We start from the raw sequence: 26,563 nt of genomic DNA, 5'->3' as shown, positions 1-26,563 counted from the left end.
AAAGAGAGGGATGGACATGAAACACATCAACATCGACGGTGCCCAGAACGTGGAGGTTTCCCGAAAGCTTCCGAGTGAAAAGACCCCAGCCCGGCAGCTGGACATGATGGAGCGCTATACGGAGGTCTACAGATCCCATCTGAATGATGACAAGTCCCTGCGGGAGGTGAAGTGCCTGGAAGTGATTTATCCCGGCCTGTTCCGCCACCTGCAGAAAGGGGACCTGATTGCCGGACGGCTGGACTTTCTTCCCATCGGCTTCGGGTGCGTGACGAGTGTCGGCGGAGTGGGGCATTATTGTGTGTTCCACAAACTGCGGGGGCTGAAGGACCAGCTTCCGGAAAGCGACTGGCCCAGAATCGATGCCCTGTACGACTTCTGGCAGGATCATGACCTGAAGACGCTGTACTGCCAGGATGTGCTGGATGAGACCACTACGGGTCGCTTCATCGACTGTGCCTATCCCTATATGGCCACCGCAAGACTCTCCGGCATGATGCTGGATTACACAAAGCTCATGCGGCTCGGTGTCCCGGGACTGAAGCGGGAAATCGCCGAACGCCTGGCTGCGGATCAGGGCAACGGGTATCTTCAGGCGAGTCTGGAGATGATGGATCTCTTCGTGAAGGTCATCCGGGCGCAGAAAGACCTGGTGGCGGATTCCGGTGACGTGCCGATGGAGGCAAAACAGCGCATGATCGGCGACTTGACAGCAATCGAGGACAATCCGCCGCAAACGTTCCGCCAGGCGCTGCAGCTGTTCTGGCTCTATGCCCTGTGTGCCGGGTGCATCAACTACGGCCGGCTGGACATTGTGCTGGGGCCCTTCCTGAAGGCGGACATCGAGGCGGGGATCGAGACAGAGGACAGTGCCCAGGCGGTGCTGGAGAGTCTGTGGATGCTGATCGAGAACCGCCGTACGACGGTCAATGGCCGGATCATTGTCGGAGGCCGCGGCCGTCCGGATCCCGAGGCGGCGGATCTGTTTGCGAAGATCTGTCTGCGGGTGGTGAAGAAGCTGCGCTGTGTGGAGCCGCAGTTCACGTTCCGTTTTGATGCTGAGACAGATCCTGCGCTGAAGGACATGGCGTACGAATGCATTGCAGCGGGTGCCACGTATCCCACGCTGTACAACGACGATGTGAATATCCCGGCGGTGCAGTATGCCATGCGGGTGGACAGGAAGACAGCGGAACAGTACCTGCCCTTTGGCTGCGGGGAATTTGTGATCCAGGGCCAGTCCCTGGGAACGCCCAACACCCTGCTGAACATGGTCAAGGTCCTGCAGATCGCCATGAACGAAGGCGTGGACCCGATGGACGGGAAGCAAAAAAACGGCCCTGTCCAGCTGAAGCCGCTGGTGGACCTGACGACATTTGAGGCGTTCTATGACCAGTACAAAAAGATGCTGGACTGGTATTTCGAAAAGTGTGCCCGGGATCAGCTGTATTCCTATGAAGTCATGAACCGGGAAGTGTCCTTCCTGTTTGCCAGTGCGCTGATGGATGACTGCCTGGCGCGTGGAAAGGCACTGCTGGATGGCGGTGTGAAGATCCTGGGAGGTACTCTGGAGACCTACGGCAACATCAATGCCTCGGATGCCCTGACTGCCATACGGCGGCTGGTGTTCGAGGAGAAGAAATACACACTGGAAGAGATGAATGCGGCGGCAAACCGGGACTTCCAGGGGGATGCGGTCATGCTGCGGGACATCCTGGCGGTGCCCAAATACGGCAACGACGAGCAGGAAGCCGATGACATGGCGGATGATCTCTATGAGTTCACGGCAAAGTCTGTGCGGCAGAAGGGCATTGATCTGGGAATGGACTATTTCCTGATCGTGATCTCCAACAACCAGACCAACACGGACTGGGGCCTGCAGACGGCGGCAAGCCTGGATGGACGGCGCAGGGGCGTATACATGAATCCGGCGAACAACCCGCAGGGCGGTGCCGCCACATCCGGTCCGACAGCTGTGCTGAATTCTCTGTCCAGATTTGATGCGAAATACCATGGCGGTTCCGTGCAGAACATCAAGTTCACCCCGCGGATGATGCACGAGGACAAGGAAAAGGTGAAGATCCTGTTTGACACTTACTTCAGGAAAGGCGGCTGTCAGCTCATGGTGACAGTGGTGGACAAGGGGCAGCTGGAGGATGCACAGAAGCACCCGGAAAAGTATCCGGACCTGATTGTCCGGGTGGCGGGCTACAGTGCGGTGTTTGTGGATCTGGACAAAACCGTGCAGGACGAGCTGCTGTCCAGGGCCCTGTGGGACTGAAGCGGCCGTCGGAGCTGGCAAAAACTGTGTCACAGTTTTTGGCAGCCCGACCGCCGCTTTGGGGTGGTGCTCCGGAAAACAGTGGCAAAGCCGTTGAAGCCGGGTGCTGTTTTTGGCATCCTGCCCGCCGCTTTGGGGTTGGGCCACCAGATGAGAGTCTGCGAGGCAGATATTGGCATCCTGCCCGCCGTTTTGGGGTGGGGCCATGTGTTGAACAGTAAAAAGATGCAGTACTTGCGGACAGTTCCGAAGGGACAGAGAACGTACAAACAGAAAGAAGACAGGTGAATGCGGATGAGACTGGAAACAGAAAAGACATCAGTACAGGATGACCTCCTGTATACCATCACCAATATCCAGCGGTTTGCGACCCACGACGGTCCGGGTATCCGCACAGTGGTGTTCTTCAAGGGCTGTCCCCTGCACTGTCCCTGGTGTGCCAATCCCGAAACCTGGAGGCCAGAACCGGAGCTGTTTCATGATGACAGCCTGTGCATGGGATGCGGCCGGTGCGTGACTGCATGCCCGAAGGGAGCTGTGGCAGTCATCGGCAGAAAAGCCAGAGTGAACCGGACTCTCTGTGATGGCTGCGGATCCTGTGTCACTGCCTGTCTGAACAAAGCGATGGAAGTGACGGGGAATCGGATGACCATACCGGAGATCCTGGCGGAAATCCGCAAGGACGACGAATACTACCAGGCCTCCGGCGGAGGTATTACGCTCTCGGGCGGAGAAGTGTTCGCCCAGGATCCGGTACCGCTCCTGAGGGCGCTGAAGGATGCGGGCTATCACACCGCCATCGAGACAGAAGGAGCCTATGACCTGGAAAAGCTCGCTGCTGCGCTTCCCTGGATCGACCTGGTTTACCACGACGTGAAACACTGCGATCCGCACAAACTGAAGAAATTCACCGGCGCGGATGCAGAGGAAATCACGCGGCACCTGCGGTATCTGAAGGACAGTGATGTCCGGACCATCATCCGCATCCCGGTGATCCCGGGATTCAACCTGGAGGATCTTGACAACATCAGGGGGTATGTGAAGGATCTGGGATTCAGCGAAATGCAGCTGCTGCCGTTTCACCCTATGGGAAAGGGAAAATGGCACAAGCTGGACCGTCGGTATCCCTATGAACAGACGCCGATGATGGACAAGACACAGCTGGATGCCTGGCGGGAGGCCGGCACAGAAATCGGAGGACACTAGGATGACAAGCGCAGAGCGGCTGGACAGACTGAAGACACTCGTGCAGGAAACAGAATTCCTGTCTGTGCGTCAGATCATGAACGAATTCGGGGTTTCCCGGAGTTCCGCCATGCGGGACCTGGATGAACTTGAACGGCAGGGGGTTGTGGTGCGGCAGCGCGGCGGTGCAGTGCTGAAGAACCGGGCGCATCACCTGACGAAGACATACGAACCGGCGACGGTGGACAAAGCCGATATGCATGTATCGGAGAAAGCAGAGGCGGCACGGCTGGCTGCGGCACTGGTCCAGGATGGTGACTGCATCTACCTGGATTCCGGGACGACAACAGCGGCGATGATGACTTGTCTGGAATCCCGGGATGTGACGATTGTGACACCCAATGTTTACCTGCTGGCTCAGGTTCCGGATGGATTCCCCGGACGGATCTGTCTGCTGGGGGGAGACTTTGACAAGTCGTATCTGGCCAGCACCGGACCACTGGCCAGGAAGATCCTCGCTTCTTTCTGGTTTGACAAGGCATTTGTCTCTGCCAACGGCATTGCCGACGGAAAGGCCTGGGCGAATGACCTGTCTGTGGCGGAGATCAAGCAGGATGCAATGAAGCGGGCCGACCGGACCATCCTGGTGGCGGACAGCTCCAAGGAGGACCGGAAGGGCATGTATGCCTTTGCGGATACAGAGGCGTTTGATGAACTCATTACGGAAGAGAAAACGGAAGAAAGGGACGGCACAGAGCAATGAAAACGCAGGATGCAAAGAAACGGGAACTGCTGGATGGACTGAAGGACGGACTGATTGTTTCCTGTCAGGTGCAGCACGATGATCCAATTTACACAGATGACATGGTGGTGAAAATGGCCGAGGCTGCCAGGTGGGCCGGCGCGAAGGGCATCCGCACCAATTCCCCGGAACAGATCCGCGCCATCAAGGAAGCTGTACCGGAGCTCCCGGTGATCGGCCTCTGGAAGGTCTGGCATGATGACACCGATGTGTTCATTACGCCGACAATGGAGGAAGTGAAGGCAATCTGGGATGCCGGGGCAGAAATCATTGCCCTGGACTGCACAAAGCAGACCACGCACGAAGGCACTGTGGCCTGGGATCTGCTGGAGCAGGCAAAGAAGGAGATCCCGGAGGCGATTTTCTTTGCCGATGTGTCCAATTATGAGGAAGCGGCTCATGCAGTGGAAAAGGGTGCGGATATTGTGGCACCGACGCTGTATGGCTATACAGCTGAGACGAAGGACATCAGCGAACCCGATCTTCGGGAATTTGCCAGAATGTGCCGGGATTTCGGGGATGATGCCTACATGATGATGGAGGGGCACATCTATTCTCCGGAGGATGCGGTGAAATGCCTGTTCCTCGGGGCCCACTCCGTGGTGGTGGGCAGTGCCATCACCAGGCCGCACCTGACCGCAAAACGGTTTACCGACTTGATGGGAGGGCTCCAGGACAACTGGCGGAACGCCGAGAGAGCAAAGCATTAAAATGACCATTCGGGCGGCAGGAGAATCCTGTCGCCCGAACCGTCATTTTCAGGTGAAGGTGGATTGCGTTGAATGGAGGAGCAAAACAGATGCTCCGGGTCTCCGTGGTCGGGTGGAGCATGAGTTGCAGGGGAGGCTCCTGCCGCCCGAAGCGTTGTCTGATGACCCTGGACGTGGTGGAAAGAACAGGGCACAGTCTGAATGGCTGGTCTGCCGTTTCTGTTTTGGTCGAAAACATATTCTGCTTTCTGTTTTGTGGTAGAAAAGTGATTCTGCTTGTTATTCTGCTTTTTCTGCATGATAATCTGGATATGACGAAGATATATCCGCGAGAATCTGCTGAAATCGAGTATAAAAGATCAGTTACGGGCAGTTTTCTGAAAACCGTATCAGCCTTTTCCAATACTGGTGATGGGGTGATTCTGTTTGGTATTGACGACAAGACAAGAGAATCCTGCGGACTTCCGGATCCTGAGGAAACCTATCGACAGATCAAGAATAAAATCAACGGTTCAATCCACCCGGAGCCTGTATATAGTCTTTCCATTAATGATGAAGACCATACCGTAAAGCTCGAGGTCAGGGAGGGAGACAGCAAGCCATATTACTATGGTCAAACTGCCTATATCAGAAAAGGATCCTCATCTGTTCCCATGAGCAGCCTTCTGCTGGAAAGACTGATTCTTAAGCGTGACAGACGAAGTTTTGATGATCTTCCTGCACCGGAAGGATCCTACAGTTTTTCCGGATTTGAAGAGGAAGCCCGAAACCGGTTTGGACTTGAACAGCTTGGGACGGATGCCCAGAAGTCACTGGGACTGCGGGACCTGAATGGTCAGGTAACAGTAGCCGGAGCTCTTCTGGCCGATAAAAACACATTTCCCGGTATGGATCTTGTTGTTCTTGACAATGATGACTTATATGGAGAACGTGAGAAGGTGGATGGCATATCTATACTTCAGCAGCTGGAGTCTGCCGTTGCCTTTTTCCGCCGTTATTATCGAAGAGAAGCCGTCACTGGAAACCTTCAACGGGAAGAGATTTTCCTGATTCCTGAATCCGCCTTCAGGGAAGCTGTATCAAATGCCCTGGTTCACAGAACCTGGGATACACCATCGAATATCGTGATCCGGATGTTTCCCGACCGCATTGAAATCCAGTCTCCAGGAGGTCTGCCGGATGGGATCTCAGAATATGAATATCTTCACAAGGACCTGTCTGTTCCGCGAAATGTCACTCTGGCTACGCTGTTTTTGAGACTAGGACTTATAGAAAAGCTTTATATGGGAGTCAGACGGATCCTGCGAAGCTATCAGGGACAGTACAGGCAGCCGGACTTCGATTTTACTCCAAACTCCATGACCGTTATTCTGCCAGTCCTGAATCAGAAACCCAGCCTGAGTCTATCGGAAGTTGAAGTGATCCGTCAGTTTCAGGACATGGAAACACTGTCGAGGGCTGAACTGAGTACCAGTACAGGATTCAGTCGGTCCAAACTGGGCCTGATTTTGAAAAAGCTGGTGGAAAACAAGGTTCTCGCGGTGGAAGGCGGTGGCAGAAGCACCAGGTATCGGCTGAATCCGAATGCTGAGAATCTGAAATAACAAGTATTTCTTCCTCATCACGAGGATAAGATAAACACAGATTCGGGACGTCAGCAAAGCTGAGGTCCCGAATCTGTGTTTTCAGGTGATGCAAAAGTTGCAGGGGATGTCCTGCCGCCCGAAGCGTTGTCTGATGACCCTGGATGTGGTGGAAAGAACGGGGCACAGTCTGAATGGCTGGTCTGCCGTTTCTGTTTTGACCGAAAACGTATTCTGCTTTTTATCTTGTGGAAGAAAAATGATTCTGCCTGTTTTGCTGCTTCCAGCTATAGTATTTGAAAATCGGTGGCCGGTAGCGACAATTGATAAGCCGGTCTTTTCGTGCAGGATCGTGGTCCTGGCTTTTCTGATACGGACGGGCATACGCAGTCAGAGTGTGACGCAGTCCTTTTTCCTGTCCCACACAAAGGTCTCTGCGACAACTCAAGTTTCCGGACTGGATTATACTGGAAACTGATGCTGGTCTTTTCCGCCATTGCGACTGCCAGCCAAAAACAGTACACAAACACAAAACGGATAAGGAATCACAACATGACAGAAAACATACACACCATCCGCAAACGAAGCGGACACATGGAAATCTTCGATCCGGAAAAAATCCGGAGGGCGATCACGCGGGCTTTCGCCTCCACCGGCGAGTCCGTGACCGATGCACAGCTCAATGACATGACAGGATGGATCACGGCGCAGCTCCAGGAGGGCAGTGAGGTGGAACAGATCCAGGACCTGGCGGAACAGGCATTGATGGAAAACGGCTTCTACAAAACCGCAAAAGCCTACATTCTCTACCGCCAGACACACGCCCGCATGCGGGAAATCGTGAACCGGCTGACGGAACTTGCACAGGATCCGACACTGGCCGGTCTGCTCACACAGGTACAGGAAGATTTTCCCCAAAGCGAATATTCCCTGGACCGGCTGCAGATCAAGGCAGCGGAACTCATCCGCCCGGACCAGAGTGCGAAGGAACGACTGCGGTTTCTCGAACGTGCAGCCGCGGAGCTTACCAGCCGCAATGCCCCGAAATGGGAGGACATTGCCGCCCGGATCCTGAACCATGAACTGGAGGCAGAGATCTCCGGCAATGAACAGGCTCTCGGCCTGACTTCCTGGCAGGACAAACTGGAATGGCTCACGGACCAGGGTCTGCTCTCGGCAACGCTCCTGGCTTCCTATACCCCGGAAGAGCTGACAGAACTGGCGGCCTACATGCAGCCGGAACGCACGAAACTCTTCAAACACCCGGGTCTCGACCTGCTTGCAAACCGGTACCTCATCCGCACCGGAGACGGCCGGCTCATGGAACGTGTGCAGGAGATGTTCATGGGCATTGCGATGCACCTGGCTGTCCCGGAACAGGACCGGGTGCACTGGGCGAAGAAATTCTACGACATCTTCAGCCGCCTGCAGGTGACCATGGCCACCCCCACGATGTCCAACGCCCGCAAGCCATTCCACCAGATGTCCAGCTGCTTCATTGACACAGTGGAGGATTCCCTGACGGGCATCTACAAGTCCATTGACAACTTCGCCCGTGTCTCCAAACACGGCGGCGGTATGGGGCTCTACATGGGCAAGGTACGGGCAACGGGCAGCGACATCCGGGGCTTCAAGGGGGCTGCCGGGGGCGTGATCCGCTGGATCCGGCTGGTGAATGACACGGCCATCGCCGTGGATCAGCTCGGGGTCCGCGCAGGGGCTGCCGCGGTCTATCTTGACATCTGGCACCGGGACACCCCGGAATTTCTCCAGCTGCGGACCAACAACGGCGATGACCGCATGAAAGCCCACGACATTTTCCCGGCCCTCTGTGTCCCCGATCTGTTCTGGCGCCTGGCGGGCACGAACCTCGATGGGGACTGGTATCTCATGGATCCCCACCAGATCGCGACAGTCAAGGGCTGGAACCTGGAGGATGCCTTTGGACCGGAATGGGAACGGCGGTACTGGGACTGCGTGAATGATCCGGCAATCGACAAGCGGGTGCTGTCCGTCAAGGAGATGGTGCGGCTGATCATCAAGTCCCTCGTGGAAACCGGCACACCGTTCATCTTCAATCGCGACACTGTCAATGAAGCCAATCCCAACAGCCACCAGGGCATGATCTATGCCTCGAATCTCTGCACGGAAATCGCCCAGAACATGGCGGCGATGCACGAAGAAACTCCCGAGATCATGGACATTGACGGGGAGACAGTGGTGGTCACAAAGACTGTGCCGGGGGATTTCGTGGTCTGCAACCTGGCTTCCCTGTCCCTGGGGCACATCGATGTGGACAACGATGAAGAACTCCGACAGGTGATTTCCACCGTCATGCGGGCACTGGACAACGTCATTGACCTGAACTACTATGCACTGCCCTATGCGAAGCTGACCTCGCAGCGGATGCGTCCGGTGGGTCTGGGCACCAGCGGGTACCAGCATCTGCTGGCGAAGAAGCACATCCGCTTTGAGAGCGAGGAACACCTCGCGTACATGGATGATCTCTATGAACGCATCAACTATCATGCCCTGGAGGCTTCGTGTGACATTGCCCGGGAAAAAGGCGCCTACCGTGACTTTGCGGGCAGCGAATACGACACCGGGGAGTACTTCCGGAAGCGGGACTATGTGTCCGGCAAGTGGCAGGCTCTGGCGGAAAAGATTCAGGAGAATGGCCTGAGAAACGGCTACCTGCTGGCTGTGGCTCCCACCTCCAGCACCTCAATCCTGGCGGGTACCACCGCCGCGGTGGATCCGGTGCTCAAGAAGTTCTTCCTGGAGGAAAAGAAAGGGTCCATGCTGACACGCGTGGCGCCGGACCTGGATGATACAACGTTCTGGTACTACAAGAATGCCCACCACATTGACCAGAACTGGGTGGTGGACGCCGCGGCGATCCGACAGCGCCACATTGACCAGGCACAGTCGGTGAATCTCTACGTGACACCGGAATACACCTTCCGTAAGGTCCTGGACCTGTATCTGCGGGCCTGGGAAAAGGGCGTGAAGACCATTTACTATGTGCGTTCGCAGTCCCTGGAAGTGGAAGAATGTGAATCCTGCAGCGCATGATGGCAGTAAACATGAACAGACAAGGAAGGAGAACGGCATGCAACTGAATCCGAAGGCCCTCTTCAACAAAGACGGCGACACGGATCTGGCGTCCCGCCAGATCATCAACGGCAACACCACGAATCTCAATGATTTCAATAATGTGAAATACAGCTGGACCAGCCAGTGGTACCGTCAGGCAATGAACAATTTCTGGATCCCGGAGGAAATCAACCTTTCCCAGGACATCAAGGACTACCGCAACCTGACAGACGATGAACGGACAGCCTACGACAAGATCCTGTCCTTCCTGGTCTTCCTGGACTCCCTGCAGACTGCGAACCTGCCCAATATCGGCGCATACATCACCGCCAATGAAGTGAATCTGTGTCTGACGATCCAGGCTTTCCAGGAAGCGGTGCACTCGCAGTCCTATTCCTATATGCTGGACACCATCTGTTCCCCGGAGAAGCGAAACGAGATCCTCTACCAGTGGAAGGACGACGAGCATCTCCTGCACCGGAATGAGTTCATAGGCAATCTGTACAATGACTTCCTCGAACACCGGGATGCAAAACAGCTGGTGAAGACCCTGATTGCGAACTACATTCTGGAAGGGATCTACTTCTATTCCGGGTTCATGTTTTTCTACAACCTCGGACGCATGGGTAAAATGCCCGGCAGTGCCCAGGAGATCCGGTACATCAACCGCGATGAAAACACCCATCTGTGGCTGTTCCGGAACATCATTCTCGACCTGAAGAAGGAGTGTCCGGAGCTCTTCACGCCGGAGGATGAAGCGGAGTACCGGGAGATGCTGAAGACAGGCGCCGAACAGGAAATGGCCTGGGCGGCGTATGTTCTCGGGGACCGGATCGCGGGTCTGAACCTTGACCGGGTACAGGACTACATCCGGTACCTGGCAAATCTCCGTGCCCGGGGGCTGGGTCTCGAGGCGATCTACGAAGGCTGTGACGAGATCCCGGAGTCCATGGCGTGGGTAGACACCTACAGCCGGGCCAATGACATCAAGACGGACTTCTTCGAAGCCAAGTCCACGGCTTACACCAAAGCCGGCGCCATTGTGGATGACCTTTGAGTGACCGCGGTTCAGGGTGCCGATGGTGGGCTGGATGCCGATGGTGGCTGAAGCCTGCGGGTGCAACAGGCAGGTCATGGAGTCGAATCTGTTTCAGGCTGTGTCTTATGGCTGAATGAAAAAATGCCTCCTGCGATTCACGACGGTGTGAATGATGCGGGAGGTGTTTTTTGAGCAGGAGCCGATATGAGCAGGGGTCTGATGACAGCGTTCCGGATCAAAGAAGAAGAGAGTTGTATCCTGTGTCCGCCGCCATATAATGAATTCATTTAAAGCACAACCATACAGAAAGGAATCATGTCATGACTCTGGAAGAACAGCGCCGAACCATGCTGGCGGGAAAGATGTACAACGACCTGACACCGGAACTCATTCAGGCAAGGGAACAGGCGGTGTTTCTCACCAATGAATACAATGCCAGCTTCGGCCAGCCACAGGCAGAACGCGAAGCCATTCTCAGTCAGCTTTTTAAGTCGGTGGGACACGGGGTGCACTTTGAGCCTTCCTTCCGCTGTGAATTCGGTCTCAACATCTCCATTGGCGACAACTTCTATGCGAACTTCGACTGTGTCATGCTCGATGGCGGCGGCATTGAAATCGGCAACAATGTGCTGCTCGGCCCGAGGGTAGGGATCTATACATCGAATCACGCCATTGATCCCGCCGAGCGTGTAGCCGGCGGCTGTTATGCGAAGCCGGTGAAAATCGGCAGCAGTGTCTGGGTGGGAGGCGGAGTCCAGATCATGCAGGGCGTCACGATTGGGGATAATGCGGTCATTGGCGCCGGAAGCGTGGTGACAAGGAGCATTCCCGCCAATGTTGTCGCGGCAGGAGTCCCCTGCCGGGTGATCCGCGAAATCACGGAGGCTGACAAGACGGGCTACACAGGGGAAGTGGACTAAAGGCAGCGGCTGTCTATGCTGTGACGGTGCTGGCTGACAGAATCAAAAACATCGCAGAACCTGCTTATTCGGATGATGCAAAGTGCGGTGTTTTTGTTTGTCAGATTTGAAGGTGGTACAGGACCTGGAAACTGGCAGACCTGGAGCGGAAAGTCTGGCACGAAACTGGTGCGACATGGGTGGAAGCTGTTTGTAAAAATCAGCAGCAGATATAATCAATCCGTTTGAAACCATAAATAATATTTCAATATCGCAGATTTAAGCGATAGTTATATTTTTCAAATGATAGTGTGTTTGGTCATATCAAGTGATATATGTCATGAACTTTGATTAAAAATAATGAATTTCATCCCAAATTTCCTTCAGGAGAATTTCGATATATGACAAATGTAATCACTTACAAATTTGCTTGGAAATAATCAGAGAAGGGGGGTAGATTGGTGTTGTAAGTTATAACTTTCTTTTCCCCAAAGATCTTTGATCCCTGTGCTTATTTTCCAGACCAGAAGGTTTTTGAAAGTCATGAAAAAAGAAAACAATACGAAAGCGAATCTGATCAAGTCCATGGCAGTTCCCGCTTCTGCTATGATAGTACTTTCCGGTGCAAGTGCAGTCATTCTTGCAAACGATGATGTCAATCCGGTCCCTGTCATCGAAGAGCCGGCTCCTGCAGAATCGGTCATCACCGATGGTCCCATCGGTGAACCGGTTGATAGTTCTGCGGAAATCACTGTTCCAGAAGAAACAGAAACATACAACAGTCAGGAAAGCGAAGCCTCTGCTGCGGCAGAAGAGGATGTTCCCACAGAAGGCGAACAGCCTGCTGATCAGCAAAAGGAAGAAACACCTGAAGAAGCTGAGCAGACACCGGCTGTAACCCCGGAACCGGCTCCAGTCACTGAACCGGATGCAGCTGTGAACACAGCGCCGACGGATGCAACTGCTCCTGCACCGGAAGCCACCGTGCAGAAAACCGAAACCACAGCAGCAGCTGCCCCGGCAGCGAATGCAAAGGCAGAAACTCCGGCTGTCGACAAAGAACAGGAAGAAGAAGCCTATCGCGAACAGTATCACTTCTCCAATGAAAAAGGCTGGTCCAACGACCCCAATGGCATGGTCTACTACAACGGAGAATGGCACCTGTTCTTCCAGTATTATCCCGACGGGGTCAACCACGGTTCCATGAACTGGGGGCATGCAACGAGCAAAGACCTGGTTCACTGGACAGAACATGAAATCCCGGAAGTATTCAAGGCCAGCACAGATCATGGCATGCGTTTCCATTTCTCGGGATCGGCAGTTGTCGACAAAGACAATACGTCCGGTTTCTTCAAAGACGGACAGGGCGGTCTTGTTGCTGTATGGACTCTGGCCGGCATGCCTGAAGGGGCAGTCTGGGGCGGAGATTTCGGTTTCCAGAGACAGTGTATCGCCTATTCCACAGACGGCTACAACTGGGTGGCGCCGGACCTGGGAATTGAACGGGTTGTTTTGAACAGCGACGGTACAACACGTCAGCTTAACGACAAAGAAAAAGATTTCTTCAAGAACGTTGTTCTCGCTGAAGGCTCTCTTCGGACTGTTATCCACAATGCTGATGGAACAACGACCCTTGTCAACGAAGATCCTCTGACCAACGGTGATTTCCGTGACCCGAAGGTGTTCTGGCACAAAGAGTCCAGCCAGTGGATGATGGCAGTGGCCGGCGGACCGCTTCGTTTCTACTCCTCCAAAGATCTGATTCACTGGAACCCTGAAGCCATGCAGGATGACATCATCACTGAATGCCCCGAACTGTACTATCTGCCTGTGGAAGGAACCGATGAATACAAATACGTGCTCTCCGAAGGCGGACGCTGGTATCAGATCGGCGACTTCAAGGAAGTGGACGGCGTCTGGACCTTTGTTCCCGATACCATGAATGGCCCGACCGGCGATGTTCCGCTGCGGCTGAACATGAACTACGCTCCCGATGCCTATGCAGCCCAGAGCTTCTATAAGGAAGATGGCAGAGTGGTCATGGTTCAGTGGATGTCCAACTGGTCCTATGCAGACAACTCCACCGTCCGTCAGCCGGATGGCAGCAAGGTGACTCTGGAAGGCATCCGCAAGATGCTGGGTGAAAAGCACAATGGTCAGTTCACGCTGATGGCCGACCTGTCTGTAGTGCGCACACCGGAAGGGCTGCGCCTGAAACAGACACCGGTAGCTGAATACGACCAGATGAAGAACCTGGAAGTCAAGGATGACATTGTCCTGGACGACAAGTCCAACCCGCTGGAAGGTATTCACTCTCAGCAGTTCCAGTTCGAAATCGAGTTCGCTCCTGAAAAGGGAACGGAAAAAGTCGTTCTGGAAGTCCTGAAAAACAAAGACTACCAGACCACGATCTGGTACGACGTGAATACTGGAATCCTGCACGTGGACCGTTCCAAGTCCATGGCAGCTGAACAGGCTCCGGCTGATCACATGCAGAACGGCACCTGGTTCAAGTTCCTGCAGGACTACACCGCACCGGTTGCCATGACCAATGGCAAGATCAAGCTGAAAGTCTTCGTGGACAACTACTCTGTGGAAGTATATGCCGGCAATGACACCATCGTGCTGACGGAACTGGTATTCCCCTATAAGGATGCGGATCTGCTCAACCTGTATGCTGTTGGCACACCTGTCAATGCGACTTACAGCTTCGCCACCATGGACAGCTACCGCAAAGACAACACCGATATGCGCAACCTCTCTGGAACCCTGGCGGATGCGAAAGACCAGCTGGAGCGCGGACAGGGCAACTACACAGATGAAAGCTTCAAGGCTCTGCAGGATGCCTACAAGGCAGCGTTTGCCGCAGCCTTCAACCCGGATTCCACGCAGAACTCCATCAACCTCGCCAACTATGCTCTGACCAATGCCCTGACCAACCTCCGGGCCAATGCAGACAAGCCGATTACCGTGACTCCGGAGAAACCGACCACTGTCACCGACATTTACGACAGCACAGCGAAACCGGTTGTCAGCGAGACCCCGGCACAGGCGGTATCCGCAGCTTCTGTTTCTTCCGAAGGTACTCCGACAGCTGCAGCCACGGGCTTTGGCATGACCCTGGCGACAGCCATCGGAGCCCTGGCAGGTGCAGTCTTCACAAACAGGAAACGCCGCGAGCAGGAATGATTCTGACAGCGACTTGTTCATATTTCTGATATACAACTCTCTCGGGAAAAAGACCGGTCATGACTGGAGCCGGTCTTTTTCTTGTATTCTGAATGGTCCAGGATTGAAAATTCTGTCCGTAAACCGGCGGAACAGACGTGGAACCTTTTTATAACAATCGGCAGAACCTGAAATCTGTTCGCTTAAAAACATAAATAATTTAGCGAAATCATCAATTTAAGCATCAGTTAACTCACTGCGAATGATGGCGATTTTAGTTTTATCAATTAACAAATGTCATGAGTTTCGTTTTAAAACATGGATTTTAATCGAAAGAATTCTTTCGGATGCGTTCACCATATGACAAATGTAATCACTTACAAATTTGCTTGAAAACGATTGGAGAAGGGGAGTAAATTGGTACTGTAAGTTATAACTTTCTTTTCTTCCCCAAAGATCTTTGATTCCTTTACTTATTTCCAGACAAGAAGGTTTTTGAAAGTCATGAAAAAAGAAAACAACACGAAAGCGAATCTGATCAAATCCATGGCGGTTCCCGCTTCTGCCATGATGGTACTTTCCGGTGCAAGTGCAGTCATTCTTGCAAACGACGATGTCAACCTGGCTCCTGTCATCGAGGAGCCGGCTCCCGTAGAATCGGTCATTCCCGATGGTCCCATCGGTGAACCGGTTGAAAGTTCTGCGGAAATCACAGTTTCGGAAGAAACAGAAACGTATAACAGTCAGGAAAGCGAAGCCCCTGCTGCGGCAGAAGAAGAGGTTCCTGCTGAAGACGGACAGTCCGAAGATCAGCAAAAGGAAGAAACACCTGAAGAAGCTGAGCAGACACCGGCTGCAACCCCGGAACCGGCTCCAGTCACTGAACCGGATGCAGCTGTGAACACAGTGCCGACGGATGCAGCTGCTCCTGCACCGGAAGCCACCGTGCAGAAAACCGAAACCACAGCAGCCGCAGCCCCGGCAGCGAATGCAAAGGCAGAAACTCCGGCTGTCGACAAAGAGCAGGAGGAGGAAGCATACCGCGAACAGTATCACTTCTCCAATGAAAAAGGCTGGTCCAATGACCCGAACGGCATGGTCTACTACAACGGGGAATGGCACCTGTTCTTCCAGTATTATCCCGATGGAGTAAATCATGGTCCCATGAGCTGGGGGCATGCAGTGTCCAAGGATCTTGTCCACTGGGCTGAGCTGGATATCCCTGATACATTCAATGCAGCATTGTTCCCATCCGAAGATGGAACCCGCAGGCATTTCTCCGGCAGTGCAGTTTACGACAAGGACAACACATCCGGATTCTTCAAAGACGGACAGGGTGGTCTTGTGGCTGTCTGGACTGTGGCCGGCAGACCTGCAGGCATGTCCGGTGGTGGTTCCCAGCGTCAGGCTATCGCCTACTCCACAGACGGTATCCACTGGGTGGAACCGGATCTTGGATATGACAGGGTCTATGTTGACCGTGACGGTAACATCCATGAACTCACAGAAAAGCAGAAAGATTACTATAAGAATGTAGTTCTTTCTGAATACAATGTGCCTCTGGCTGTTCGCGATGCCGAGGGAAACATCATTGGAACCACATCTCAGGATCCCCTGAACAACAGTGCTTTCCGTGATCCGAAAGTGTTCTGGCATGAAGATTCAAAACAGTGGATCATGGCTGTAGCCGGCGGACCGCTGCGCTTCTATTCCTCCCCTGATCTGAAGACCTGGACAGCACAGGCCATGCAGGATGACATCATCACCGAATGCCCCGAACTGTACTATCTGCCTGTGGAAGGAACCGACGAATACAAATACGTGCTCTCCGAAGGCGGACGCTGGTACCAGATCGGCGACTTCAAGGAAGTGGACGGCGTCTGGACCTTTGTTCCCGATACCATGAATGGCCCGACCGGTGATGTTCCGCTGCGGCTGAACATGAACTACGCTCCCGATGCCTATGCAGCCCAGAGCTTCTATAAGGAAGACGGCAGAGTGGTCATGGTTCAGTGGATGTCCAACTGGTCCTATGCAGACAACTCCACCGTTCGTCAGCCGGATGGCAGCAAGGTGACTCTGGAAGGCATCCGCAAGATGCTGGGTGAAAAGCACAATGGTCAGTTCACGCTGATGGCCGACCTGTCTGTAGTGCGCACACCGGAAGGACTGCGCCTGAAGCAGACACCGGTAGCTGAATACGACCAGATGAAGAACCTGGAAGTCAAGGATGACATTGTCCTGGACGACAAGTCCAACCCGCTGGAAGGCATTCACTCTCAGCAGTTCCAGTTCGAAATCGAGTTCGCTCCTGAAAAGGGAACGGAGAAAGTCGTTCTGGAGGTCCTGAAAAACAAAGACTATCAGACCACGATCTGGTACGACGTGAATACTGGAATCCTGCACGTGGACCGTTCCAAGTCCATGGCAGCTGAACAGGCTCCGGCTGATCACATGCAGAACGGCACCTGGTTCAAGTTCCTGCAGGACTACACCGCACCGGTTGCCATGACCAATGGCAAGATCAAGCTGAAAGTCTTCGTGGACAACTACTCTGTGGAAGTATATGCAGGCAATGACACCATCGTGCTGACGGAACTGGTATTCCCCTACAAGGATGCGGATCTGCTCAACCTGTATGCTGTTGGCACACCTGTCAATGCGACTTACAGCTTCGCCACCATGGACAGCTATCGCAAAGACAACACCGATATGCGCAACCTCTCCGGAACCCTGGCGGATGCGAAAGACCAGCTGGAGCGCGGACAGGGCAACTACACAGATGAAAGCTTCAAGGCTCTGCAGGATGCCTACAAGGCAGCGTTTGCCGCAGCCTTCAACCCGGATTCCACGCAGAACTCCATCAACCTCGCCAACTATGCTCTGACCAATGCCCTGACCAACCTCCGGGCCAATGCAGACAAGCCGATTACCGTGACTCCGGAGAAACCGACCACTGTCACCGACATTTACGACAGCACAGCGAAACCGGTTGTCAGCGAGACCCCGGCACAGGCGGTATCCGCAGCTTCTGTTTCTTCCGAAGGTACTCCGACAGCTGCAGCGACCGGCTTTGGCATGACCCTGGCGACAGCCATCGGAGCCCTGGCAGGTGCAGTCTTCACAAACAGGAAACGCCGCGAGCAGGAATGATTCTGACAGCGACTTGTTCATATTTCTGATATACAACTCTCTCGGGAAAAAGACCGGCCATGACTGGAGCCGGTCTTTTTCTGAATAATGCGGGAGGTGTTTTTTGAGCAGGAGCCGATATGAGCAGGGGTCTGATGACAGCGTTCCGGATCAAAGAAGAAGAGAGTTGTATCCTGTGTCCGCCGCCATATAATGAATTTATTTAAAGTACAAGCCTACAGAAAGGAATCATGTCATGACTCTGGAAGAACAGCGCCGAACCATGCTGGCGGGAAAGATGTACAACGACCTGACACCGGAACTCATTCAGGCAAGGGAACAGGCGGTGTTTCTCACCAATGAATACAATGCCAGCTTCGGTCAGCCACAGGCAGAACGCGAAGCCATTCTCAGTCAGCTTTTTAAGTCGGTAGGACACGGGGCCTATTTCGAGCCTTCCTTCCGCTGCGAATTCGGCTTCAACATCTCCATTGGCGACAACTTCTATGCGAACTTCGACTGCGTCATGCTCGATGGCGGCGGCATTGAAATCGGCAACAATGTGCTGCTCGGCCCGAGGGTAGGGATCTATACATCGAATCACGCCATTGATCCCGCCGAGCGTGTAGCCGGCGGCTGTTATGCGAAGCCGGTGAAAATCGGCAACAATGTCTGGGTGGGTGGAGGCGTGAACATCAACCAGGGTGTGACCATCGGAGACAACACCGTGATCGGATCGGGGAGTGTGGTGACCAGAAGCATTCCCGCCAATGTGGTGGCAGCCGGCGTACCCTGCAGGGTGATCCGCGAAATCACCGAAACGGACAGGACGGGATTTCGGCCTGATGCAGACTGTCATGGCAGCCAGGGAGACTGATTCTGTCAGGAGAGATGTATGCAAAAGCGACCTGCGGCTGTGTGGCTGCAGGTCCTTTTTGACTAGTATGCCCGGCATGGCGTACATCTAAGTGGTGAAAGTCCACTGTGAAAGTGTGTCCTCACAGCCGCTAACCACTGGCTTAAGGCAAGGGACTTCATGGTAACAGGCGTTCTGAAAGAAGCCGGCGGCAAAGTTTCGGCCCTAGGAACACGAATTGCATCAGGCCATATACGGAGATGAGCGTGCCAACCAGCGCAAATCGTAACAGCTGCGGGAGACTGTATAGGGTAAATGCGACGGGAAGATGGAGTGAAAGATGTATGACCTGGCTCTGCCCGCTTTCGGTGTACCTGGGCAGATCCTGTCAGCAGTCGGAACTGTCAATCCACGAGGGCACACCAACTGTAGTAACAACGAATGACAGGAAGTCAGCCGAAGCCGTAGCAGTGAAGAAGCCTCTGTAATGGAAGTGGAGCGAAGGGCCAAACGTACTATTTGTTGTCACCAGTTGGAAATGCTTTGCACACGAACAGGCAATCTTTAAAGGCCTTGAGTTTTTGAACGACGGGTACGACTGGGTTGTCAACATCCATCTGAGAAAGTTCTTCGATACCGTCGACCAGGATCGACTGATTCGACTGATCGACAACACATTTCAGAACAGTGACCTAACGGCCTTAACCAGAAAGTTCATCACTGCAGGTGTCATGATCAGGAAGGAAGTTATCCATACGAAAGCGGGTATTCCCCAGGGAGGACCCCCTTCAGCGGTACTGGCCAACTTGTATCTCGACCAGGCGCATAAAGAACTTGAAAGAAGAGGGCTGAGATTCACCAGATTCCTGGAAGAGAAACTGAAACTGATCGTGAACGCCGGTAAGTCAAAAGTCGCCAGACCAGATGAAATCAAATATCCTGGATTTGGATTCGGGCGAAATCGAAAAGGAATGTGGGAGGCAAGGATCTACGGAAAATCTCTGGATTGTCTCACTGGGAAAATCAGAGAGCTGACCAAAAGGAATTGGAGCATAGCCTCAGTCTTCATTCGCCCAACAACACCACGGATGGAATGGTGCCAAAAACCTGGATCTGCCAGGGAGAACAGAGGTATCTCGTGAAAGGCAACTATACAAGCTACGGACAGGAACCGGTCAATGAGTGGCTGGCTTCGAGACTGTGTGAGCTGCTGGGATTTGATTATTGTCCCTATGCAGTTGTAAAGCGCAGAACATCCCTTATCTCAGTCTGCCCGGGTTTTGTTGCCGACAACGAAGAAATCATTACGGCTGATCAGATCGTGGCTTCTGAACAGAAAAGCTAATGATGTCAGTGAGTACGAGCACTACATCCGTATTCTGGAAGACCATGGTATTGAAAATGCCAGACAGCATATGGAAGAGACGTTCATCACGGATTATCTGCTCATGAATACCGACCGGCATCTGAGAAATTTTGGGGTCATTCGAAAAGTGGAAACTCTGGAATGGGGCAGAACAGTACCGGTCTTTGACACCGGACAGTCTATGTTCTGCGGAGTTCCGACTGACCGTCTGCCGTATGAAAACGTGACTGGCAAACTGTTTTCCAATACATCAAAAGACTTTGAGACCTATCCGCGTCTGATCCGCACCCTGCAGACGATTGATTAGTCCCGGCTGACAGGACTTCCGGATGAATATGGTGAAATGATGAGAAATACAGCTGCACTGACCGGCATCAGCGAAGAACGCATTGTCTTCCTGACCAGAACACTTGCAGCCAGAATCCGAAAACTGACTCGGCATCTGACACAGCAGGCGCAAGATTCAAAGCAGCTGAACTGACCGGGTGGTTTTCCAAATGTGGACTGCCTTTTTCTCAACGCCGGTCACCTGTACTTCCCCGGGAACTTTCGGGACGGCTTCATCTCATGACATTTATCACTACAAAAAAGCGCTCTCTTTTTCGATACTGAAATTAATCAGAAAGGGAGAGTTTTTGATTATGAACAAAAAACAGCTTTTGATTCGCTCGGGCAATGCTGCCCTGGCCGCTGTCCTGGGATTGTCCCCGGTGACCAGCATGATTCAGCCGCTGGTTGTGCAGGCGGAGACTGTCAGTGCCGGTACGGTGACCGTAGACAATAATGGCAATAACAACATCGCCTGGCTGGATCAGCTTGGTACAGCCAAGTATTTCACCTTCAGTGCAGATGTCACATTCAATGATTTCGAAGAGGGGCAGCAGTCAGCCGCCCTAGCCTTCGGTGACTACAGGGCCAATGTCCATGGAAAAATTGACTGGGCACAGCCTGTCCGTCTCTGGGGAGATGGTAAAGGCGTGGATGTCCGGGTTCCGGGTGATACTGGCCAGGCCAACACCTGGCTGGCAGACAACAGTATTTCTCTGGCCTCCACATTCAGACTGACCGTATCCGTTACGGAAGACAATGTAGCCCGTTACTCCGTGAATGGAGTACCGGCCATTGAGACACCCCTGGCGGCTGACTACCAGGGTGGCAGTTTCGGACTCATGACATACAGCTCCTCAGCCACCTTCTCCAACATCACCCTGGACGTGATTCCCGAACCGGACAGAATGGCTCTGGATGCTCTGCTGGAAGAATGCGCCCAGCTGCAGGAAGACGACTATACTCCTGAAACCTGGGCAGCATTGCAGACAGCCATTGCCCAGGCAAAGGCTGCTGCTTCCCAGGAAGAAATCGATGCAGCTCTGACAGCTGTGCAAGAAGCGAAGGCTGCATTGGAAAAACGGCCGGAACCCGGAGAAGGCGAAACCGACAAACGGGAACTGAACAAACTCATCAAACAGGCTGCCGCCCTGCGTGAGAACGACTATACTGCCGAGACATGGACTGCGTTCAGTGAAGCCCTGACAGCAGCACAGAGTGTGGCAGCGGATGAAAAAGCAGAACAGACAGCCGTGGATGAAGCCTTGGCGGCCCTGCAGACAGCCATGGAAGCCCTGGAAAAGAGAACCGCACAGGAACAGGCTCCGGAAAACTTTAATAATGTTGGAGGGGCCAATGCAGAAGTTGTGGATGGTACCCTGGTGCTGGACGCTCTGGGAGATCACTTTGCCATGCTGGAATCTCAGAAAACTGCAGCCAATGACTTCCATTACGAAGCCGATGTCAAACTGCTGGAAGGACAGGATGGGGAACCGGATATGTCCGCAGCGCTGGTATTCGGTGCCGCCAGCCGCAAAACTCCAGGATCCAAATGGTATGCCGCCAACATGGATACCCGCCGCAGAAACAACAGCGACTATTTCCGGGTATTCGGCGCCGGACAGGACATTCTGGGAGGCGGAAACACCAGCGATGTGGATCCCGAAAAACCCATTCATCTTGCCATTGATGTAAAGTCCGATGGTTCATTCACCTATGAATTCGGCAATGTGGGTGAAACCATGCACAGTGTCTCGGGTACCATCCCGGCCTGGCAGGGGGGCTATGTCGGTCTGCTTACCTTCCGCGCCAAAGCCGCGTTCTCCAATATCCAGTTCCTGGATCGGACTGTGTCGGTACCGGATGAAAAGCTCGAAATCACAGATGACAGCAAATGGGATACCAACCTGGAAGAATCCACCATCAAAGGGGGCACCTGGACCACCACTGATGAAGGACTGGTTTCTGATGCCACCAACAAGGGTGACACTTTCCTGATTTCCGGTGTCAATGGCAAAAACTTCATTTACGAAACCGACATGACCTATGCTTCCAACTCTGGCGCAGCCGGTCTGCTGTTCCGCTTCAGTGAAACGGAAGACGGCAAAGAAGGTTATGCCGTGAATGTGGATGCCGGCAGTCATAAAGCCAAATTCTGGCGCTGGCAGGCAGATCAGGCTCTGCAGCTCATTGATGAAAAAGAAGTGAAACAGGCGGATACCTATCATCTGAAGGTGGTATGCATTGATGGCAATATGCAGTACTGGGTAAACGATACCCTGGTGGCCAACATTGGTGACCACACCATGCAGCCCGGTGACCTGGGACAGGGTACTGTCAAGACCGAAGGATACTATGGCCTGCTGAACTGGAACTCCAAAGTGACCTTCCAGAACACGAAATTTGAAAACCTGGATGAAAAGACCACACCGGCAGTCACGGACGTGACAGTGGGTTCTCATGATGGCACCGTGGACAAGAAAGCGCAGTTCTTCCCGGAATCTCCCACCTGGATCCAGTATGTGAAAAATGATGCGAAGACAGTTTATCTGACAGCAGACAAGGCAGATGGTTCCTCCGTTACATTCGAAATGGACGGCAGGACCTATCAGGAAGGCGACGACATTCCGGTAGCCGAAGGCATCAACTGGATCACCATGACGGTGACCAATGGCCAGGCCAGCCGGACCTATCGTCTGGATATCCACAAATTCGGACCTGACTCGCAGTATTACAACGAACCCTACCGTGGCCAGTACCACTACTCCGTCAAGGAAGGCTGGGCCAACGACCCCAACGGTCTGGTGAAATATAACGGCAAATACCACATGTTCTATCAGTTCTATGATGACGACAAGTGGGGACCCATGCACTGGATGCACGCCACGAGCACGGATCTGGTGCACTGGGAAGAACAGCCTGTCACCTTCTATCCCGACATGAATGGCACGATGTTCTCGGGCTGCATTGCCGTGGATGAAACGAACTCGTCCAAGCTGTTCTCGACAGATAAAGGCGGCCTGATTGCCTACATCACCGTCAACGGCAACGGACAGCGCATCAAGCTGGCTATCAGCGAGGATGAAGGCAACACCTGGAAGAAAGTGGACAAGATTGCAGCCGACTGGTCGGATGATCCCCTGCAGAGCATGGACTTCCGTGACCCAAAGGTCTTCCAGTGGGAGAACAAGTGGTTCATGGTGGTTGCTGGCGGACCCCTGCGCATCTACTCCAGTGAGGATATGGTCAACTGGAAAGTGGAAAGCACCTATTCGAATCTGCACACGGAATGCCCGGATCTGTATCCCCAGGAAGTGGACGGCCAGGTGAAGTGGATCCTGTCCAGAGGTGGCCGGTATTACAAGGTCGGCGATCTGAAGGAAGTCAACGGCAAATGGACTTTCGTGCCGGATGACTACTACAAGGACAAAGACGGCGTCATGAACTTCGGCCGGGATTCCTACGCGGCGATGACTTATTACGTTTCCAGCTTCGGGACCGAAGAAAATCCGACCATTCCGGAAATCGTGGAGCTGAACTGGATGAATACATGGGATGACTACTGCAACCAGGTAGCCTCCACAGTCAACCAGAAATACAACGGAACCTTCAACCTGCATCTGAAGATCGGTCTGATCAAAGACGCCAACGGTGTCTACCGTCTGACTCAGACCCCCATTGATGCCTATGCAGGTCTTCGCGATGAAGGAACCACCTATGCCGCCACAGTGGGCCCGGACAACGACCTGCTGAAGGATTTCCAGGGCACGAGCTATGAAATCGTTTCCCGGTTTATGCCGGCAGAAGGTACAAAGAAAGTGGGCTTCAAGGTACGCACCGGTTCCAACGGTGAGGAAACTCTTGTGGTGTATGACCTGGAAAAGGATGCCATTACCCTGGACCGCTCCAAGTCTGGCATTCAGATTTCCGGCAAGTTCTCTGAAACCAACTCTCAGACACTGGGCGATCTGAAACAGACCACCAAAGCGGCCCGGAATGCGGATGGTTCCATTGATCTGCATGTCTTTGTGGATGCCTCCAGTGTGGAAGTCTTCACGAACAACTACACCGTTGCAGGTGCCAACCAGATCTTCCCGCTGCCCACATCCCAGGGAGCATCTGTGGTTGTGGAAGGTGCTCCCTGCCAGGCAGACATCCAGATTTACAACCTGGCATCCACCTGGACCGACAAGGCGGACGCCGAAACATCCATTCAGTCTACCGATACCCTGAACCAGACTTTATATACAGGGAAGTCAAAGAAACTGAATGTCTATGTGATGCCGGTGACTGCACCCCAGGATATCCTCTGGAGTTCCGACAACGAGGATATAGTCACTGTCAGCGACAAGGGGCAGATCACAGGCATCAAGGCGGGTGAAGCCACCGTTACCGCCACAATGAAGTCCGATCCTGACAAATCCATCAGCTTCCAGGTTGCAGTCAAGGTGGATAACTTCAACACGAACATTGAAGATACCATCACCGATGGCTACTGGGTCATTGAGAATGATGAGCTGATCAACGACAACCATGGCCAGAATGCCTACTGGCTGTCCAAAGAAACCTATGACGGCGACTACACGGTTGATACTGATGTGAAATATGCCAGGGGTCTGGTCAACATTTTCTTTGGCTCCAACAGCAGCCCCTTTGATAATGGCGCTTATTCTGTACAGCTGAGAGACAATGCAAATCTGCGTTTGTTCCGGTTTGCGAAAGATGGAGTGGATGAAGACTCTGTCCAGCTCGCTGCACCGCTGAACGATGATGCCTACCACCACATCACCATTGCCAAGGAAGGAAAGACCGTCAAAGTATCTGTGGATGGAACAGAAGTTCTGACCCACACCTATGACAACGTGGATTCTCACTTCGATACCGCTCATGTAGGTCTTGGTCTGTGGGATGGCAAGGCATCCTTCAAAAACTTCATTGTGACAACCCCTGAACAGCCTGCTGTCGTTGACAAGGAAGCCCTGAAGGAAGAAACTGCCAAAGCCGATCACATGGACAAGACCGGATACACCGAGGAGTCTGTGGCTGCACTTGACAAAGCCGTGCAGGCTGCCATTGCCGTGCTGGAAAACCCGGATGCGGATCAGGCAGCAGTGGATAAGGCCCTGGCTGATCTGAATGCAGCGGTCAAGGCGCTGAAACCGAAGGAAGCAGACAAGACCGCTCTGAACAAAGCCATCGAAAATGCCTCCAAAGTGGATCCTGCTCCTTATACACAGGAAAGCTGGGATGCATTTGCCGCAGCTCTGAAATCTGCGCAGGCAGTTGCTGCAGATGATAAGGCTGATCAGACGGCGGTAGACAAAGCCCTGGCAGATCTGGAAACCGCCAAAGCCGGTCTGCGTCAGATGGAAACACCGACACAGACGGATAAAACGGAACTGAACAAAGTCATTGCCGAAGCCGGAAAGCTGAACAAGGCAGAGTACACAACCGACAGCTGGAAGGCACTGGAAACGGCCCTGGCAGCTGCCAAAGAAGCTGCAGCCGATGACAAGGCGGATCAGACAGCGGTGGATGCAGCTGTGAAAGCGCTGAATGAAGCCGTGAAAAACCTGAAACCCGCTGCAGCTGCCACAGCCGTAAACAAAGATGCCTTGAACAAAGCCATTGCCGAGGCGGAAAAACTGAACAAAGCCGGTTATACCGCTGACAGCTGGAAAGCCTTTGAAGCAGCCCTGAAGGATGCCAAAGCCGTTGCTGCCGACGAGAAAGCCGATCAGGCCAAAGTGGATGCAGCTGCCAAGGCGCTGGAAGCCGCGAAAAAGGCTCTGGTCAAAGCTGCTGCCAACCCCGGAACTTCTGCAGGCACAAAGACACCGGGCAAGACACCCACAGCTGCTGTGACAGGTGCTGCCGCATTCTTCACCGCAGCCGGTGCAAGCCTTGCAGCCATGCTGGGCATCCGGAGTGCGAAACGCCGGAAAAACCGCTGAAATCACTGACAGATTTGTGTAATGAGTCTGTGTCCGGTACAGACTGCCTCTCCCTTGCCTGTGTCCGGACTCTGGCAGACCAGGAGCTGCAGCCCCGGAAGGGCTGACAGCTCACTGGACTGCCCATTTTGATTCTTCATCCGTCAATACCACAAAAAGACCGCT

15 protein-coding genes are annotated in these 26,563 nt (G+C 53.5%); all 15 read left to right on the top strand.

The features are described from left to right. Window positions 1-16: 16 nt before the first annotated feature. Window positions 17-2,281, top strand: a complete 2,265-nt coding sequence (locus aalo17_RS09760; protein WP_067560231.1) for a pyruvate formate lyase family protein — start codon at window positions 17-19, stop codon at window positions 2,279-2,281. Between the two features lie 294 nt (window positions 2,282-2,575). Continuing rightward, window positions 2,576-3,487, top strand: a complete 912-nt coding sequence (locus aalo17_RS09750) for a glycyl-radical enzyme activating protein (protein ID WP_158507778.1) — start codon at window positions 2,576-2,578, stop codon at window positions 3,485-3,487. Window position 3,488: 1 nt separating this feature from the next. Next, window positions 3,489-4,229, top strand: coding sequence for a DeoR/GlpR family DNA-binding transcription regulator (locus aalo17_RS09745; RefSeq protein ID WP_067558822.1), 741 nt, complete (start codon window positions 3,489-3,491; stop codon window positions 4,227-4,229). Further along, a complete protein-coding gene (locus tag aalo17_RS09740) occupies window positions 4,226-4,978 on the top strand; it encodes an N-acetylmannosamine-6-phosphate 2-epimerase (RefSeq protein WP_067558819.1) in 753 nt (250 codons plus the stop codon). Before aalo17_RS09745 ends, aalo17_RS09740 begins: the two co-directional genes overlap by 4 nt. A 311-nt stretch (window positions 4,979-5,289) precedes the next feature. Then, window positions 5,290-6,582: an RNA-binding domain-containing protein gene (locus aalo17_RS09735; protein ID WP_158507777.1), complete on the top strand. Its 1,293-nt coding sequence runs from the start codon at window positions 5,290-5,292 to the stop codon at window positions 6,580-6,582. 531 nt (window positions 6,583-7,113) lie between these two features. Further along, window positions 7,114-9,636, top strand: coding sequence for a ribonucleoside-diphosphate reductase subunit alpha (locus aalo17_RS09725; protein ID WP_067560227.1), 2,523 nt, complete (start codon window positions 7,114-7,116; stop codon window positions 9,634-9,636). Between the two features lie 37 nt (window positions 9,637-9,673). After that, window positions 9,674-10,714 carry a ribonucleotide-diphosphate reductase subunit beta gene (locus aalo17_RS09720; RefSeq protein ID WP_067558810.1) on the top strand — a complete coding sequence of 347 codons (1,041 nt, stop codon included), beginning with the start codon at window positions 9,674-9,676 and terminating at the stop codon, window positions 10,712-10,714. A 302-nt stretch (window positions 10,715-11,016) separates the two neighbouring features. Further along, on the top strand, window positions 11,017-11,616 hold the full coding sequence (locus aalo17_RS09715) for a sugar O-acetyltransferase (protein ID WP_067558808.1): 600 nt from the start codon (window positions 11,017-11,019) through the stop codon (window positions 11,614-11,616). Window positions 11,617-12,138: 522 nt separating this feature from the next. After that, window positions 12,139-14,784 (top strand): glycoside hydrolase family 32 protein, encoded by a 2,646-nt coding sequence (locus tag aalo17_RS09710; RefSeq protein WP_067558805.1) that lies wholly within the window; start codon window positions 12,139-12,141, stop codon window positions 14,782-14,784. Window positions 14,785-15,267: 483 nt separating this feature from the next. Further along, complete coding sequence (locus aalo17_RS13090; RefSeq protein ID WP_067558802.1) at window positions 15,268-17,916, top strand: glycoside hydrolase family 32 protein; 2,649 nt, start codon at window positions 15,268-15,270, stop codon at window positions 17,914-17,916. Window positions 17,917-18,151: 235 nt separating this feature from the next. Continuing rightward, window positions 18,152-18,772 carry a sugar O-acetyltransferase gene (locus aalo17_RS09700; RefSeq protein WP_067558800.1) on the top strand — a complete coding sequence of 207 codons (621 nt, stop codon included), beginning with the start codon at window positions 18,152-18,154 and terminating at the stop codon, window positions 18,770-18,772. A 560-nt stretch (window positions 18,773-19,332) separates the two neighbouring features. Continuing rightward, on the top strand, window positions 19,333-19,893 hold the full coding sequence (locus aalo17_RS09695; RefSeq protein ID WP_067558797.1) for a reverse transcriptase domain-containing protein: 561 nt from the start codon (window positions 19,333-19,335) through the stop codon (window positions 19,891-19,893). Further along, window positions 19,890-20,096 (top strand): hypothetical protein, encoded by a 207-nt coding sequence (locus aalo17_RS09690; RefSeq protein WP_067558794.1) that lies wholly within the window; start codon window positions 19,890-19,892, stop codon window positions 20,094-20,096. Before aalo17_RS09695 ends, aalo17_RS09690 begins: the two co-directional genes overlap by 4 nt. A 70-nt stretch (window positions 20,097-20,166) precedes the next feature. Next, a complete protein-coding gene (locus aalo17_RS09685; protein WP_067558791.1) occupies window positions 20,167-20,424 on the top strand; it encodes a hypothetical protein in 258 nt (85 codons plus the stop codon). 334 nt (window positions 20,425-20,758) lie between these two features. Continuing rightward, the gene (locus tag aalo17_RS09680) at window positions 20,759-26,398 is read left to right on the top strand and encodes a GH32 C-terminal domain-containing protein (protein ID WP_067558789.1); all 5,640 of its coding nucleotides are present in this window, start codon (window positions 20,759-20,761) and stop codon (window positions 26,396-26,398) included. Window positions 26,399-26,563 lie beyond the last annotated feature (165 nt).

The organism is Faecalibaculum rodentium (assembly GCF_001564455.1).
Taxonomy (GTDB): domain Bacteria; phylum Bacillota_I; class Bacilli_A; order Erysipelotrichales; family Erysipelotrichaceae; genus Faecalibaculum; species Faecalibaculum rodentium.
This window is presented reverse-complemented; position numbering and strand designations above follow the sequence as displayed.